Source organism: Cryobacterium psychrophilum, assembly GCF_004365915.1.
GTDB lineage: Bacteria > Actinomycetota > Actinomycetes > Actinomycetales > Microbacteriaceae > Cryobacterium > Cryobacterium psychrophilum.
Genome location: NZ_SODI01000001.1, coordinates 547,558 through 562,389, shown reverse-complemented (window position 1 = coordinate 562,389; position 14,832 = coordinate 547,558). Strand labels below are relative to the sequence as shown.

The 14,832-nt window shown below is 65.1% G+C and carries 13 protein-coding genes and 3 pseudogenes; 5 read left to right on the top strand and 11 right to left on the bottom strand.

The features are described 5' to 3' along the window. Positions 1-198: 198 nt before the first annotated feature. The 8 genes from EDD25_RS02700 to EDD25_RS02665 are packed head-to-tail and all read right to left on the bottom strand — an operon-like array spanning position 199 to position 8,419. Complete coding sequence (locus tag EDD25_RS02700; RefSeq protein ID WP_134175071.1) at positions 199-1,623, bottom strand: NADH-quinone oxidoreductase subunit N; 1,425 nt, start codon at positions 1,621-1,623, stop codon at positions 199-201. A 13-nt stretch (positions 1,624-1,636) separates the two neighbouring features. Continuing rightward, a complete protein-coding gene (locus EDD25_RS02695; protein ID WP_134171917.1) occupies positions 1,637-3,127 on the bottom strand; it encodes a complex I subunit 4 family protein in 1,491 nt (496 codons plus the stop codon). Between the two features lie 3 nt (positions 3,128-3,130). After that, positions 3,131-5,062 (bottom strand): NADH-quinone oxidoreductase subunit 5 family protein, encoded by a 1,932-nt coding sequence (locus EDD25_RS02690; RefSeq protein WP_134171916.1) that lies wholly within the window; start codon positions 5,060-5,062, stop codon positions 3,131-3,133. Next, positions 5,059-5,361 carry an NADH-quinone oxidoreductase subunit NuoK gene (nuoK, locus tag EDD25_RS02685; protein ID WP_134171915.1) on the bottom strand — a complete coding sequence of 101 codons (303 nt, stop codon included), beginning with the start codon at positions 5,359-5,361 and terminating at the stop codon, positions 5,059-5,061. The genes EDD25_RS02690 and nuoK overlap by 4 nt, the downstream gene beginning before the upstream one ends. Beyond that, a complete protein-coding gene (locus EDD25_RS02680; protein WP_134171914.1) occupies positions 5,358-5,918 on the bottom strand; it encodes an NADH-quinone oxidoreductase subunit J in 561 nt (186 codons plus the stop codon). Before EDD25_RS02680 ends, nuoK begins: the two co-directional genes overlap by 4 nt. A 5-nt stretch (positions 5,919-5,923) precedes the next feature. Beyond that, positions 5,924-6,859, bottom strand: coding sequence for a complex I subunit 1 family protein (locus EDD25_RS02675; protein WP_134171913.1), 936 nt, complete (start codon positions 6,857-6,859; stop codon positions 5,924-5,926). Continuing rightward, positions 6,852-8,078 (bottom strand): hypothetical protein, encoded by a 1,227-nt coding sequence (locus EDD25_RS02670; RefSeq protein WP_134171912.1) that lies wholly within the window; start codon positions 8,076-8,078, stop codon positions 6,852-6,854. Before EDD25_RS02670 ends, EDD25_RS02675 begins: the two co-directional genes overlap by 8 nt. Beyond that, a complete protein-coding gene (locus EDD25_RS02665) occupies positions 8,069-8,419 on the bottom strand; it encodes an NADH-quinone oxidoreductase subunit A (RefSeq protein WP_198418837.1) in 351 nt (116 codons plus the stop codon). Before EDD25_RS02665 ends, EDD25_RS02670 begins: the two co-directional genes overlap by 10 nt. A gap of 154 nt (positions 8,420-8,573) precedes the next feature. On the opposite strand from EDD25_RS02665, the pseudogene EDD25_RS02660 reads away from it, so the two are divergent. The 5 genes and pseudogenes from EDD25_RS02660 (at position 8,574) to EDD25_RS18130 (ending at position 12,040) form a co-directional block, all read left to right on the top strand. After that, positions 8,574-9,634 (top strand): annotated as a pseudogene (locus tag EDD25_RS02660) (ISL3 family transposase). 150 nt (positions 9,635-9,784) lie between these two features. Further along, a complete protein-coding gene (locus EDD25_RS02655; RefSeq protein WP_134171911.1) occupies positions 9,785-10,093 on the top strand; it encodes a hypothetical protein in 309 nt (102 codons plus the stop codon). A 380-nt stretch (positions 10,094-10,473) separates the two neighbouring features. Beyond that, complete coding sequence (locus tag EDD25_RS02645) at positions 10,474-10,884, top strand: glycoside hydrolase family protein (RefSeq protein ID WP_134171909.1); 411 nt, start codon at positions 10,474-10,476, stop codon at positions 10,882-10,884. A gap of 30 nt (positions 10,885-10,914) precedes the next feature. Next, positions 10,915-11,001 (top strand): annotated as a pseudogene (locus tag EDD25_RS18320) (AAA family ATPase); the annotation flags it as partial. 451 nt (positions 11,002-11,452) lie between these two features. Then, a pseudogene (locus EDD25_RS18130) lies at positions 11,453-12,040 on the top strand (DUF4396 domain-containing protein). A 553-nt stretch (positions 12,041-12,593) separates the two neighbouring features. On the opposite strand, the gene EDD25_RS02625 reads toward EDD25_RS18130, so the two are convergent. From EDD25_RS02625 to EDD25_RS02615, 3 genes are read right to left on the bottom strand one after another with little or no spacing between them, the layout of a single operon-like run. Then, positions 12,594-12,920, bottom strand: coding sequence for a hypothetical protein (locus tag EDD25_RS02625; RefSeq protein ID WP_134171906.1), 327 nt, complete (start codon positions 12,918-12,920; stop codon positions 12,594-12,596). Further along, positions 12,917-14,014, bottom strand: a complete 1,098-nt coding sequence (locus tag EDD25_RS02620; protein WP_241986304.1) for a cytochrome b — start codon at positions 14,012-14,014, stop codon at positions 12,917-12,919. Before EDD25_RS02620 ends, EDD25_RS02625 begins: the two co-directional genes overlap by 4 nt. Further along, entirely contained in the window at positions 14,014-14,574 is a 561-nt protein-coding gene (locus EDD25_RS02615) for a hypothetical protein (protein WP_134171905.1), read from the bottom strand. The genes EDD25_RS02620 and EDD25_RS02615 overlap by 1 nt, the downstream gene beginning before the upstream one ends. Positions 14,575-14,832: the final 258 nt, after the last annotated feature.

Genomic DNA, 14,832 nt, shown 5'->3' with positions numbered 1-14,832 from the left:
GATTCGAAGGTAATAAGGTCTTCGTTGGGGGATTGTCGTGGCAGCTCGGTGCGCCAGCACAAATCGTCACGGACCTCAGCGGCGGATCGGCGATCAGCAGACGCCCTCAATGGCCCTGCCCGCACGAGATTAGTGGAGGATCGGTCCGGCTTCCTGATGCTGTGATCGCTGACGTCACAAGGTGCGTGACTATTGTGGTCATCCGGCGAGCGGCGTACCGAACGCGGTGAGCACGGGACCGGCGGCGATTCCGATGATGAGCACTGCAATGGCGCCAACGATAGCGGCCCGAGAAGCAGATGGCTGCGCGGGCGCAGATGCGGCAACATCCGCCTTGCCTCGCGCGAACATCGGTGCGAGCCAGCGGAGGTAGTAGAACAGGCTCGCGACGGTGTTGATCGCTGCCACGACGACGAGCCAGGCGAGGCCGCCGTCCCACGCCGCGGTGAAGGTGGTGAGCTTGCCGACGAACACCGCGGTCGGCGGGGTGCCGACGAGTCCGAGCAGGCTCACGACGAGAGCTCCAGCGAGCCACGGGTGCGCTGTCGCGGCCCCGCGGTAGTCCTCGATCCTGCGGCGCGTGGGCAGTGCGGCGACGACCGCGAAGGCGGTGATGTTCGACGCCGTGTAGCCGGCGAGGTAGAGCAGCAGAGAGGGCAGGGCAAGATTTGCATTGCCCGCAACGGCGACGGGCAGTAGTAGATAGCCCACCTGACTCACCGTGGACCAACCCAGAAGCCGCCGAACGTCGGTCTGCCAGAAGGCCGCCAGATTGCCGAGGGTCATGCTCGCCGTGGCGAGGATGGCGACGAGCAGGGGCCCGTCGACAGCGCCTGGATCAGACCCGCCGGGAAGCAGCTCGAAGAAGCGATACGCGGCGACGAGCGCACCCACCTTGGGAATCGTCGTGAGGAAGGCCGCGACCGCGGTACCGGATGCCTGCGTCGCGTCGGGCACCCAGAAGTGGCCGGGCACCCCGCCCGCCTTGAACATGAGCCCGGCTACGACCCCAAGGATTCCGGCGAGGACCGCCGCGGGCGGCGCACCGCTGAGCGTTGACCGGAGTTCGGAATAGGAGGTGCTCCCGCCGATCCCATACAGGATCGTGACGCCGAGCAGCAGCGCGATGCCCATGAGCGCGCCGATCAGGTAGGTCTTGAGGGCGGCCTCGGCCGCGCCGGGCGACCTGCTCATTCCGACCAGGGCATAGAGCGGGATGCTCGCGAGCAGATAGCCTGCGGCGAGCACCAGAAGATCGTTGGCTCCCGCCATCGCGATCGCACCGAGCGCGGCGAGCATCATGAGCGAGTACGTCTCGCTCTCCCGGGCGCTCCGGCCGAGTTCCGGGGCGCCCAGCACGAGTACGAAGATCGTGGCGAGCGGGACGAGGATCCGCGCGGCCCCGGTTGCGACGTCCACCGCGAAGCCGCCCTCGAAGATCGTCATTGCGGGGGAGGTCATGCCGATCGTTGCCGCCGCGGCTGCCAGCAGCAGGGTGGCGATTGCGAGGTATCGCGTCACCACCTGCCGATCGCGGGGAAGGAAAGACCCTGCCAGCAGCACGATCACGGCGCCCGCGAGCACGAGGATCTCCGGCAGTAGCGCCAGGGTATCTTGTTGCATGTTCACGGAGGCGCTACCGGCTGACGAGGTCGACGACGACGGATGCCGCGGGCTCGATGACATTCAGCAGAAAACGCGGCACGACCCCGATGACCACGGCCAGCAGCAGCAGCGGCGCGATCGCCAGGATCTCCCTTCGGTCGAGGTCGCGGAACCCACGAGACAGTCCCCGTGTCTCGCCCGTGAGTATTCGCTGCAGGGCTCGCAGGAACAGCGCGGCCGTGATCAAGATGCCCGGGAGGGCGAGCACGGTCCAGGGAACGGGTCCGATGCTGCCCGCGAAGATCTGGAACTCGGCGATGAAACCGCTGAAACCGGGCAGCCCCAGGGAGGCGAACGCAGCGACGCCGAAGAAGGCGGCGTAGCGAGGCGCCGGAGCCGCGAGTCCGCCGTAGGAGTTGATGTCGTAGCTGCCCTTGCGGTCATAGAGCACCCCCGCGAGGAGAAAGAGGGCGCCGGTGATCAGCCCGTGGCTGACCATTTGCACGACGGCGCCGGTGATCGCGACCTCCCTCGCCTGAGCTGCGCTGTCGCTGACGACGCCCGCTGCGCCGACCGCGACAATCACATAGCCCATGTGATTGACCGAGGTGTAGGCGATCATCCGTTTGACGTCGGTCTGGGCGAGCGCGACGAGTGCTCCGTAGAGCACAGAGATGATGCCGATCACGACGATGAGCCACGCCCAGTCTCGCCAGGCGTCCGGCAGCATGGGCATGGCAATGCGCACGAAACCGTAGGTGCCCATCTTGAGCATGATGCTCGCCAGCACGACCGAACCGATCGCCGGAGCATCCGTGTGGGCGGGCGGCAGCCAGGTATGGAACGGGAAAGTTGGCGTCTTGATCGCGAGTCCGATGAAGACGGCGGCGAGCACGAGACCGCCGATGACCGGGTCGTCTGCGAAGGGAGGGGATGCCGCGAGCAGGGCCATGTCGAAGGTTTTCGCAGCCGAACCCAGGTAGAGGCCGATGAACCCGACGAGCAGCACGAGCGAGCCAAGGAAAGTGTAGAGGAAGAACTTCAGCGCCGATCGGGACGCTCGGCCGTGCCCCCAACCGGCGATCACGAAGTACATGCCGACGATCGAGAGGTCAAAAAAGACGAAGAAGAGGATGAGGTCCTGCGCCGCGAAGACACCGAGGCTCGACGTCTGGAGGAAGAGGAAGAGGGCAGCCTGCGAGCGGGGCCGGTCAGTGTCGCGGAGCGCGAAGACGGCGCAGACGACGAAGATGAGCGCGGTGAGCGCGACCAGCGGCAGCGACAGGCCGTCGAGGCCGAGGTGATAGCTGCTGCCGACGTTCGGGATCCACGGCAGCTGCTCCTCGAAGGCCAGGCTTCCCGCACCGGGATCTCGGTAGGCCAGCCACAGGCCGACCACGAGGGCGAGGTCGAGGAGCGTGACGACAAGCCAGATCCAGCGGGCAGCGGCATCCGCGATGCGAGGCATGGCCGCGAGCACGATCGCGGCGAGCACGGGGAGGAAAACAACAAGGCTGAGCATGGGTTACCTCACGAGAAGGATCAGGACGAAGACGGCCGCCAAGGCGATCGCGATCTGGGCGTAGTACTGGTGGATCCGGCCGGTCTGGGGGCGCCTCGCCAGCGTGCCGAGGCGTCCCAGCTGGCGGGCGAGGCCCTCGACGGCACCATCGATGCCCCGGATGTCGGCGCGCGCCGCGCGCGAGCCCGCGAGTGTGCCCGCTCGCGCCGTCGCCTCGACAGTGGCGTCGAGCCGGGCGTCGTCGAACCACCCGAGCCGACGTGCGCCGCCAGCGCCGGCGCGCGCCAGCCGATGCAGGTTGCGGTCGAGGATGCCATCGTCGAATCTCGCGAGCAACTCGCTGAGTGCGAGCGTCGGACGCACGACGAGGAGATGGATGGCCTTCTCGAGACCCAGCCAGTTCGCCGCCCAGGCTGGTTGCGGCAGACCTCGTCGGAGTCCGAATGCGACGAGGGCGAGCATAGCGAGCGCGAGCGCGGCCGAACCGGCGAGCTCGAACATGCCCGGCGCCGCGGTGCCGGTCTCTCCCAGCATCGCCTTCAGCGGCTCGCTCACCGGGGGCAACGCCAGGATTCCGAGCAGTGCCGCGCCGGCCGCGAGCACGATGAGCGGGATGCGTTCCCACCGACCGATGTGCCGCGTGCCGGGCTGTTCGGCGTCGTACCCCGCTTCGGTCGCGGCATCCGCTCTTCCCCAGACGATGAAGAGCACCTTGCCGGAGTAGATTGCGGAGAGTGCCGCCGCGGTGAGGCCGACGGTGTAGAGCACGGGGCTCGTCTCCAGGGCGACGGCGAGCAGTTCGTCTTTGAGCGCCCAGAGCGACAGCGGCGCGATACCGGCGAGGGAGAGTAACCCCACGGAGAACAGGGCGCCGACGAGCGGCCAGCGGCGCGCGGCACCACGAAGGGCGAACAGCGCTTTTGTGCCGAGCGCGGCGAGCCAGGCGCCGGCGACGAGAAACAACAGCGCCTTGGTGGATGCGTGTGCAACGAGATAGCCCGCACCGCCCGCGATCGATCCGACCCCTGCGGCGAGCACGACGAAACCCATCTGGGCCGCGGTCGATGCCGCGAGTAGCTGCTTGAGGTCGCGTTGCGCCACCGCAACCGCTCCGAGCAAGAGTGCGGTGAGCGCTCCGATCCACGCCACGGTCAGGCCCGCCCAACTCGTCGTCTGAAGCAGCGGCGCCACGCGGAGCAGTAAGTAGCCGCCCATCGCCACCATCGCGGCCGAGTGCAATAGGGCACTGACCGTGCTCGGACCCTGCATCGCGCGTGACAGCCAGGAACTGAACGGTAGTTGCGCGGCCTTGCCGAGGGCGGCGATGATGAGGCCGGCCGCGATGACGTCTCGCCAGGGCGAGGACGCGGCGGACAGATCGGCGAGCCCAAGACCCGCGCCGCCGATCACGGCGGCGCCCGCGGCGAGGTACAGGCCGAGATCGCCAGCCCTCGTCATCGTGAAGGCGACGAGCCCCGCCTGTACGCGTCGGTCATCCCGCCACTGGAAGCCGATCAGTGCCCAGGACATGGCCCCCATGATCTCCCACGCGAACAAAAGCGCTGGGAGTGTCGTCGCGGTGACGGTCATCGCGACGGCGGCGGCGAAAATGAGCATGAGGCCGTGAAAGCGTTCAGGCGACTCCGTTCCCTCAGCGGCCGCGAAGATCAGCACGAGCAGGGTGATAATCGCGACGAAGGGAAGCACGAAAGCGGAGAGCCCGTCGATCGCGAGCCCGACCGGCGCGCCGGCGATGAAAGGGATCTCGAGTGCGGGGCGAGTGACGGCAACGACCACGGAGAGCGCAGCCGTGACGGTCGCGGTCGTGAGTGAGACTGGGATCGCCGCGGCACGTGCACGTGGCCCGGCGAGGCAGAGGGAGATGCCGGATGCCGCGGGCAGCAGTACCACGAGGGCGAGGGAGAGCCCGCTCATCCGGAGAGGTCCGTCGCCGAGTCGGTCATGTCTGATCCGCGGGAACGGTGCAGCAGAGTGGCGACGGCGAAGCCCATCGCCATCTCGACCGTCATCGCGGCGATCACGATGAGCAGCAGCACTTGGCCGTCCGGGGCGGGAGCGAGAAACCACCAAAAGGCGCCGGCCGCGAGGATGACTCCGTTCAACATGAGTTCCAGCCCCATCATGACCATCACGACCACCTGTTGGGACAGCGCACCAAAGAGGCCGACGCAGAACAGTGCGGCGGCGACGAGAAGAACGGCCTGGAGTGTCATCGGCCCAGCCCTCCCCGCATCGGATCGTCGGGCGTGTCGCGCTTCAGGTTGTCGCCCCAGCGGTCGTACCGCCCGCGCGGGTTGGCGATCACGAGCCCGGCGATGATCGTGGCGAACAGCACGGGGCTAATGGTAAGCATCGCAAGCATCTTGGGCCCCATGAGCGCCTCGCCGAGCGAGGCGGTGAGGTCAACTGCGGGGGCACCGACGCGGGCGGGCCACGGGATGAGAAGGGCTCCCGCGGCCAGCAGCACAAAGGTTCCCCCCGCCAGAACCGCCGACCAGCGTTTGTTGTGCGTCATATCCATCGGCATGAGGGCCGGATTCATGCCCATATACATCACCATGTAGACGGCCATGATCGCCATCTCCATCACCATCATGAGGATCGTGATGATGCCGATGTACTCGAGACCGACCATCACGAGCATGATGCCGACGGCGATGAACGAGACCGCGAGCGCGTAGGTCGCCCGCGCCATCGAGTTGACCACGAAGACGGCGGCGCCGGATGCCACGGACACGACCGCGAGCGCCCAGAACAGGATGTCGATCATTGTTCTCAGCTCCCCACGACGATGATCGCGACGACAAGCACCTGCAGCAGCGCCGCTGGCAACACGATGATCCAGGCCACCTCGGCGAACCGGTCGGGGCGGATCGTCGGCGCCCGGTGACGGATCGCGACGAAGACCGCGAGCACGAGCGCCGTCTTGACGATCGTCCAGAGCCAGTCGGGCAACAGCGCGCCGTCTCCGCCGCCGAGGAAGAGCGGCACGGCGAACGCGGCACCCGCGGTGAGCACCGCGTAGCGGCCGGTGAGGAGCAGCAGCCGGTCCACGCCCGAGACGTCGGCGAGGAAACCGCCCGCGATGTCCCGCCCGGCCCCCGTCGCGAACGGACCCCAACTCGAGAAGGCGATAACGCTGCCGCAGAAGATGACGAAGGCGACCGGCATCCAGATCACGAACCACAGGTCGTGCTGGGCCGCGACCACGTCGCCGACCCGGAGGCTGCGCGCGGCGACCGCTGGCGTGATCAGCGCGAACATCAGCGGCAGCTCATAGGAGACGGCGAGCGACAGAAAACGGTAGCCCCCGATGAGCGCGTGCGCGCTGTTCGCGCCCCAGCCGATGAGCCAGAACAGCGCCCAGATCATGACGTCCATCGTGTTGAACCAGACGACGCCGACGTCGAGGTCGGCGAGGGTCCACGGCCCGAGCGGGATGACCAGGATCTTCAGAATGGCGACGACCACGAGACCGCCGGCACCGATCCGCCACAGCAGCACATCGGCCGCGACGGTGACCTGTCGACGCTGTCGCAGCAGCCGGGCCACCTCGGCGAGCGGGGCGCTCGCTCCGGAACGGAACGGGCGACCGACCGACCGAGCGATGAGAGCACCGTTCAGGCTGGCTCCCGCGAGCGCGAACAGCAGGAGGGCGAGCGGCGCCAGAACCGCCCACGCCGGGCTGACCTGCACGATGGGCTCAGTCATGGGTGCGCTCGTGCGTTTGGGCGAGTGCGGCGGTGTCGAGACCGAGGCCGGCAATGAGCAGGCGAGCCGTTCCAAGATCCGCTCCGCGAAGCAGCTCCGGCAGGGCGGCGAACGCGTCCCGCGCCTGGCGTGCCCGGTCGGAGTCGCCCGCTATGGGCGATTGCGCACCAGAGGACGTCCCGGCCAGGACCGCGGCCTCCCGCAGCCAGCCGATCAGGCGATGACGGATGACGACGGCCGCCTGGTCAGGCGGAGTCGCGGTACCCGTGTCCGCGCGTTCGCCTGCGCCCACGCCGATCCCTCCGAGCGTGATCCCTTTGAGCGACCACCGCAGCAGCAAGGAGCGCTCGACTCGTCGGCGCAGCCGATCAAGGGCCGCGGCGTGATCGGTGATGTCCGCTCTCCGAAGTGCGTCATCGCGCAACCGGCGTGCGTTCTGCGCGGCGGTCTGCCAGCCGGCGAGGGCGAGCAGGTTCGAGGCGTCATCGCAGAGTCGGATGATGCTCCGGCGCCCGCCCGGAACATCCGTCACCGTGTTCGTCGGCGCTCTCTTCGGTGCCGACGCCGCCTCGAGCAATCGGGCCGCAGCGCTCACGATCACGTCGCCCTGCAACACGCAATCCACCACGAGGCCGGCCGGCCAGTGGGGCAGAACCGGGCCGAGCGGAACGTTGAGGACGTCCATCTCGAGTCCGTCGCGGTCGTCGCCTCCGCCGGCCAGGGGGATGCCGCCGGGCGTCGGCATGTCCATGTCCATGTCCATGTCCATGTCCATGTCCATGTCTCCATGGTCCATGCCCCCGTGGTTCGTGTCCTCGTGCGACATGCCCTCGTGCTCGCCGGCATCCGGTCTCGGATCCTCGGCAGCAACGGGGCGAGACCTCGCCCGGGCGTCCTCGCGCTGCCGGAAATCATCGACGAGATGCGCCCCGGCGGCATCGAGCAGTGCCGACAACGCGACCGAGGAAGTCACGCTCAGACGAGATCGCGGTCCGGGCAACTGATCCCACAGAAGATCAGATACCGCTCGGAGTTCTTCCCCCGGCATCCCGCAGACGGCGAGCAGGTCCGCGTCGGCCGGCGAGAGCGCGACTCTCCAGCCACGCCGGTCGAGCTCGGCCTCGAGCAGCATCCTTGATTCGTCCCAGCCCGGCACCTCCACGATGAGAACATGCACGCTCGTGGAAGCCCACCGGGCGAGCAGAGAAGTCACACCCATCTCAGTGAGCCTTCTCGCCAAGCCCAGACGACGCCCACCATGAGCAGCCCGAGGAAGACGAACATCTCGATGATCGCGGTGGGACCCTCGCTCGCTACGACGACGGCCCAGGGGTACATGAACAACATCTCCACGTCGAAGGCGAGGAAGATGATGGTGAGCGGATACCAGCGAGCGTGGAAGCGGGAGAGCGCGTGCTCCTTCGGCATCCACCCAGACAGATAGGGTGTGGTCGTAAGCGGCTCCGGGCACACCGACGTTGCCCGAGCGACGAGGTAGAGCAGGCCGATTCCAGCCAGTGCCATTCCGAGGATCACTGCGACGCTGACGTATGCCGACATCCGTCCTCCTCGTTACCGCGCACTGTTAAGGACAAGTTATCAGGCTCTTGTGGCATAACCGTGGGTCTTTGGGAGCGCCTTAACGGCCACACGCCGCTTTCCGCTTAGGTTTCTGACTGTTGAAGGAACAGAAACTTTAAGACAGGAAAACGGCGTGCGAAAACCAACCTTATGGCGAACTCTGCTTGGTGTCGAGAAAACGGTCGTGGAAGACGTGGAACTCGACGTCGAATCCGGGGTCCTGGTCGCCCAGGTCGCCTGGCTGGCCACCCAAGCGTCCAAGACCGCCATCACCGTGTTGATGCGCATCGGGTGGCGCACGGTCGGAGCGATCATCACCCGAGTCTGGGCGGACACGGACAAGCTCCACGATCAGTTCGCCGACCTGACCCGGATCGGCATCGACGAGATCTCCTACAAGCGCGGCCACAAATACTTGACCGTCGTCGTCGACCACGACAGCGGCCGCCTCGTCTGGGCCAAACCGGGCCAAGACAAAGCCACCCTGGCTAGGTTCTTCGACGAGCTCGGGCCGGAACGATCCGCCCTCATCACCCACGTTTCCGCGGACGGAGCGGCCTGGATCGCTACTGTCGTCGCCCAGAAGTGCCCCAACGCAGTGCGGTGCGCGGACCCGTTTCATGTAGTGAAATGGGCCATGGACGCGCTCGACGAAGTCCGCCGAACCGCCTGGAACGATGCCCGCAAAGCCGCCCGCCGCAACGAAAGCAGCCGAGGCCGTGGACGCCCCGCTTCCGATGCGCCGCCGCGTCCCGATAGTGCTCAAGCGGCAGGTCTCAAGAACTCGCGTTACGAACTTTGGAAGAACCCGGAAAACCTCACGGAGAAGCAGCAGGTCAAGCTCGCTTGACCGACCCCACCCTCGGCCGGGCCTACTACCTCGAAGAAGGCCTCCGGGTGATCTTCCAGCTCCCCCTCGACGAAGCAACCGAAGCTCTCGATAAATGGGTCAGTTGGGCCCGCCGCTGCCGCATCCCCGCCTTCGTGAAACTCCAACGCAGCATCGTCAAACACCGGCCTGCGATCCTCGCCTCCATCGAGCACGGACTCTCCAACGGCCGCATCGAATCCATGAACACCAAGATCCGACTCATCACCCGCATCGCGTTTGGTTTCGAATCCCCGGACGCCCTCATCGCCCTCGCCATGCTCAGTCTCGGCGGGAATCGGCCCGTTCTCCCCGGCCGTGTTTAACCCACGGTTATGTCAGGAGAGCCACAAAATAGGGTGGAAAAAAGCTGTTAGACAACACGTCAGCGCGGTAGCGATAGGGTCGCGCTCAGGCACGGTTCCAGCTGACCCTATTCGAACGGAGTGGTCCTCAGAATGGGAAGGAGATCCATCGTGAAGATAGAACTACTCCACATCGCAGATTGCCCTAATTGGGAAGAATCCCTTCACCGCCTGCAACTCGCGGTCGATATTGTGGTGACCGCGAGCCCCACAATTGATGCCCGACTGATCGATTCCACCGAGGAGGCTGAGAGTCTCCCCTTCGCCGGATCCCCGACGATCCTCGTTGACGGTGTTGATTTATTCCCTTCCGAGGGACGAACCAACGATCTCGCCTGGCGAATTTATTTCACACCGAACGGCATGGCCGGGTCTCCGACCCAGCAACAAATCGAGGAAGCGCTCACGGCTCATGGATAACGCCGTAGCAGTCTCCTTCTCCTGCTGCGGTCGCGCCTATCCACGCCGGCGACTGCACGCACTCAGCGATACCGTCTTCATCTGCCGCCGATGCGGACTGTGGGTCGCGCTCAGGCTCCGCGCCGATCCATTCGGGCACGATCAGCACTGACGTGCATGATCGGACCCCAGAGAGCACGAGAGCCCGTGGGCGAGCGTCGCTCGCCCGACCTGAGCATCCGGGCTGATCAGACCGGCGACGGCGAGAGCCAGGAAGGCGGCGACCGCGCCGAACCAGCCGGCTGAGGAAAAGACATGCGCGGTGAGCGCGACCGTGCGGAGGCGGGGGTCATGTTCATCACGGCGTGTGGCCGCCCATGCCGCCACCGGCCAGGTGACTGATGACAAACAACAGAACCAGGGCGACGGCGATGATTCCAAACACCTTCACCCAGCGTGGTGCGCCGGCAACCGACCTCGAACACCTCGCCGCAGTCACGCAGGCAGGAGGCGATGCGGGCCATCAGCTGGAGGCAGTGCTCCACGTTCACGCCCTGATGACCTACCAGCACCACAATTCGGCCATGGCCGCGATCATGCACCGCGACGGTGTCGGGCAACGACAAGATATATTCATTCAGGACGTAGTGCGTCGCGCCGTCGCGTCCGGGGCTATCCGAGACGACATGGCACCAGAGGAACTCGCAAGCTACTGTCTCCACGCTCTCACAGCGGCCGCGGAGTCGCCGTCGAGGGCAGCCGTGAATCGACTCGTCCGCCTCACGCTCGACAGCCTGCGACCGAGGTCCTGAGCCGCACCCCTGATTCTCATCGGCGCCCCTCGGGTCATGAAAATCAACGAACTCAGTACCATCACGGACGACGTCATAGAGGCAGCACGCTCCACTCTCGTCATCGGAATCAGCTAAAACCGCCAAACCGAGCCGTGACAAAAACGCTCCGATTACCCGCACCTCGATCCGGCTTTGAAGGTGAACATGGTGTGGTCCCTGACCGGCGGGCTGAGCCAGGAGAAGGTACCGGACACCCCGGCCGATATTGCTCGGTTGATCCCCAGCGGCGAGGAAACTGTCGTCGGCAAACTTATCGAATAGGCGCGCATATTCAGGCGCCCAGGAGCCGACGGAGAACGTACGTCAGGATGTCGGCCTGACCGTCGCGAGATCGAGGGTCATCCAGTCGTGGAGTCACGGTAGTGCCAGATCATTGCAGCGGGGTGGTGCTCGGCCTCCGAGGTGGTCGATGTCTTCCAGTTCCCCCGCGCTCCGCACACCGTCTGCGGACTGCATGGGCCGCGGCGTTCCACGGGTCTGCTCCCGCTCGTATGCCGCCGTGCCAGCGTCGCCGTAGACTGCGATAATGTTTAGCGGCATCATGCTCTTGTGGTGGATTCTCACGGTGCCGTCTTTTCTGTTCGTCGCAATCGACGTCTGGCGGACGCCCGCGGCTACGGTCATCAAGTGGGCCTTCGTCATCCTCGCGGCCTTTACCGGCCCGATCGGGGCGTTCCTCTACGTGCTTGGCTGCCGCGAACCGCTACCCGGAATCCACGAGGAGTATGTCTCGGTTCGATGGCGCCAGGTGATGGGGTCAACGATGCACTGCGCCGCGGGCGACGGGATCGGGATCATCGTAGGCGCGGCCATCGGTGCGGGGCTGGCCCTGAACTTCTGGCCCGACTTTTTCCTCGAGTACGGGTTCGGCTGGGTGTACTTCTAAGCGTTTGCCATGCGCTACATGGCAGGCGCGTCATACTCCAAGTCGCTGCGGATGACGTTTCTGCCCGATTTGTTGTCGATGAACCTGCTGATGACCGGGATGCTGCTCACGACTCGATTCTCGATGCGGCAGGTCGCGGGGGGCGACGACCCGGCGCGATCGGAGTTCTGGTTCATCATGTCGATGGCACTGATCGTGGGCTTCGCGTTCGCGTACCCCATCAACTAGTGGCTCGTCGCCAACAACATGAAGCATGGGATGCTCACGGTTCGCACGGCGCCCGCCTCCCAAGAACGCGGGCGCCCAACGATAGGGGCCACGCCCGCGGGACCGCCAGCAGCCCAGCCCAGCACCCGCGCTAAAGTGGCGATGACTGCTCTTTCCTTCGCGATCCTCGGAAGCGCGCTCGTCGTCGTTACACAGCTCGCGCTCCACTGACTGTCAGGCTTTTAAATTCTGTTGATATAGCCAAGCTCCGTCGAGCGCTCTGACGACGGGGCCTCGCCGTTCTGCTGGGACCGGGGTTCCGAAGGCACCGAACGCAACGACCAACGTTGCCAGTGTCCCAGGCGGGCCTTCAGGCACCGTCGCGGAATTGCCTTGCGGACCGGTCATACAGGAATGAAGTGGCCACGATCAGTTGCGGCCACAGGATGCTCGGGGGAGTGTTTGGGGGAGTGCTTGGGGGAGTGCTGAAACTCAGTTCGCACCCCGCTCGTCCATCGATCGACTACATGGCGTACTGAGCTGCTGTGCTCCGAGCTGAGCCCCGGCTCTCAGCCTATTTCTTCTTTTGTGAGGCGCCGGGAGCTATACGAAGCAGTTTGCGGAGGATGGGGAGGGAATCGTTGTCGGGGATGACCGGACGACTGTTCCGGCGGGCTCGTTCCAGGGCGATGGTCACGCGTCCGGCGAGAACGAGGGAGGCAGCCAGCAGCAACGCGCTGACACCGAAGCCGAAGCCTACTATCGGGCTGGGGGGCGCCATCACGGTTGAGGTGAGGCCGCCAGCGGCCAGTATCGCAATCCCGATAAGGATCCACAACGAGGCATGCGCGCGTCGCAGTGGCGAGGTACCGCTTCCGTGCTTGCGCGGCTGCTCGGTCACAGGTGCTGCTGAGCCGGCATGACCAACATCAGGATGGTCAGCGCGATGAGGGCCAAGGCGACGATTGCGCCGATGGTCATGGCGACCGGACGGTGACGCCACCACCGATGAGGGGAGCGATCAACGAAGGGAAGAATTACCAGCAGCAGGAAGAAGACCGCTTCCCCCCAACCGATCGCGGGCAGCCCGAACCAGTTCTCGAGAGTGAAGGGCCACCAGAACATCCAGAGCGGCTTGGTCACTTCGATCCCCGCTACCGCGGTGGAACCGATGGGTGCTGGGAGAAGAACTGCGAGGATTCCGAGAATTCCGGTCAACGCGATTCCGAATGCCACCAAGCGGCGGATGTGTCGCGTGAAGGGCTGAGTGGGCTCTGCTGCTGCCGCTTGCTCATGCGACTTGCCGACCGGCAGTGCGGGGTGGGGTGACATGTGGTGCCGCTTGACCAGCAGGAAGTGCAGGATGACGAGTACGAGGATGAGACCGGGAAGGATGACCACATGGGCGCCGTAGAGGCGCAGAAGAATCGAAACCTGGTCGGAGAACGTGGGGGAAAACCAAAATCCCAACCCGCCCAGGAGGTTGCCGATTTCGAGGTTGTGACCCAACGCCTCATAAGACTCTTGATCCCATTTGAGTATGGTGCCGGTAAAGATGGCAAAGGTCAGAAGTCCGAACATCGCGACTCCGACGAGCCAGTTCCCCTCGCGCGGCTTCTTATAGGAACCAGAGAGAAACACTCGCACCAAGTGCAGCACAGCTGCGACATACATGGCTTGTGCGGCCCAGAAATGGACACCGCGAAACAGCCTGCCCCAGTCAGTTGACTCGATCGCTCGCACCGACTGGTTGGCGATTTCGGGTCTCGGCGCATAGAACTGGGACAGAACGATTCCTGTCCCAATGAGCAGGACGAAACTCACCGCGGTGATCCCGCCAAGGGTCCAGGCGAGACGGTTGGCGTGTTCCGGGACCGGATAGGCGAGAGCCGAAATGCCCATGCGTTCGTCGATAACATCCCACATCTTTCGACCCCACGAGCGGGTTTCGGCGGCGGCAGATGACGGTTGGCCGTTGTCGATTTTGGTGGACATTATTTTTCTCCCCCTTCGTGGCGCATTCCCTTGGCACCGGAGATGTCGCGTCCCAGCTCCCTCAGGCCTTCGCTGGGTCGGAACCTGACCGCGAGCACAAAGCCGACGGCTAGGACCAGTGCTGACAGCGCGAGAATCATCCATTCGGTGACTGTGAGTGGACCTCGTGACGGAAATGGTTCCAGCACGATTTTTGTGCCGGTTTGTTGGGCGACGGCGCGCTGAAGTGCGTTCACTGCTTCCGTGATGGAATCCTGCAGCAGAACGCGAGCAGCTGCGGCATCTCCCGCCTGCAGCGCCGCTTTCGCCTCTGTCACCGTGGCCACATCGACGCCGTCCTGATCTTCCGCCGTGAGGACTGCGTCTATCTTCATCAGGGCTTCGGTCGTGCCGCTCTGGCCGGGCTCATTGACCAGATAGGTCAATGCCTGTTGAACCATGACATAGCCCTCGTCTGCCGATTGGCCTCCATGTGCCTTTGCGGGCTGCCCCACAGCGAACACGGCAAAAAGTGACAAGAGCAGGCTGGTGACCAGAAGGCGGCCAGTCCGAGCGGCCAACGTGCGGTTGTGAACGTGGGCTGAGCGCCGAGGGGAGCCCAACAGTCGATGCGATGTTCTCATGGGGATTCCGTTTCGTTCGCTCGGGCGGGTGCCGTCTGAACTTCTACCGAGACTACTTCGGAACGTGAAACGCCAACAGAGGCTAAAGTCCCGAGGCGTGCCGACTACGTGTGCGGGGCGATGTGCGGATGGCCAGCCGAGGTTCGGGTGAGGATGTCAATGGAGTATTTCTCGTCCGTCCCCATGCTTTGCTCG

Coding starts and splice junctions, on each gene's coding strand:
- EDD25_RS02700 (WP_134175071.1), bottom strand. CDS start 1,623: ATGCAACAAGATACCCTGGCGCTACTGCCGGAGATCCTCGTGCTCGCG.
- EDD25_RS02695 (WP_134171917.1), bottom strand. CDS start 3,127: ATGCTCAGCCTTGTTGTTTTCCTCCCCGTGCTCGCCGCGATCGTGCTC.
- EDD25_RS02690 (WP_134171916.1), bottom strand. CDS start 5,062: ATGAGCGGGCTCTCCCTCGCCCTCGTGGTACTGCTGCCCGCGGCATCC.
- nuoK (WP_134171915.1), bottom strand. CDS start 5,361: ATGACACTCCAGGCCGTTCTTCTCGTCGCCGCCGCACTGTTCTGCGTC.
- EDD25_RS02680 (WP_134171914.1), bottom strand. CDS start 5,918: ATGATCGACATCCTGTTCTGGGCGCTCGCGGTCGTGTCCGTGGCATCC.
- EDD25_RS02675 (WP_134171913.1), bottom strand. CDS start 6,859: ATGACTGAGCCCATCGTGCAGGTCAGCCCGGCGTGGGCGGTTCTGGCG.
- EDD25_RS02670 (WP_134171912.1), bottom strand. CDS start 8,078: ATGGGTGTGACTTCTCTGCTCGCCCGGTGGGCTTCCACGAGCGTGCAT.
- EDD25_RS02665 (WP_198418837.1), bottom strand. CDS start 8,419: ATGTCGGCATACGTCAGCGTCGCAGTGATCCTCGGAATGGCACTGGCT.
- EDD25_RS02645 (WP_134171909.1), top strand. CDS start 10,474: ATGACAAACAACAGAACCAGGGCGACGGCGATGATTCCAAACACCTTC.
- EDD25_RS02620 (WP_241986304.1), bottom strand. CDS start 14,014: ATGTCCACCAAAATCGACAACGGCCAACCGTCATCTGCCGCCGCCGAA.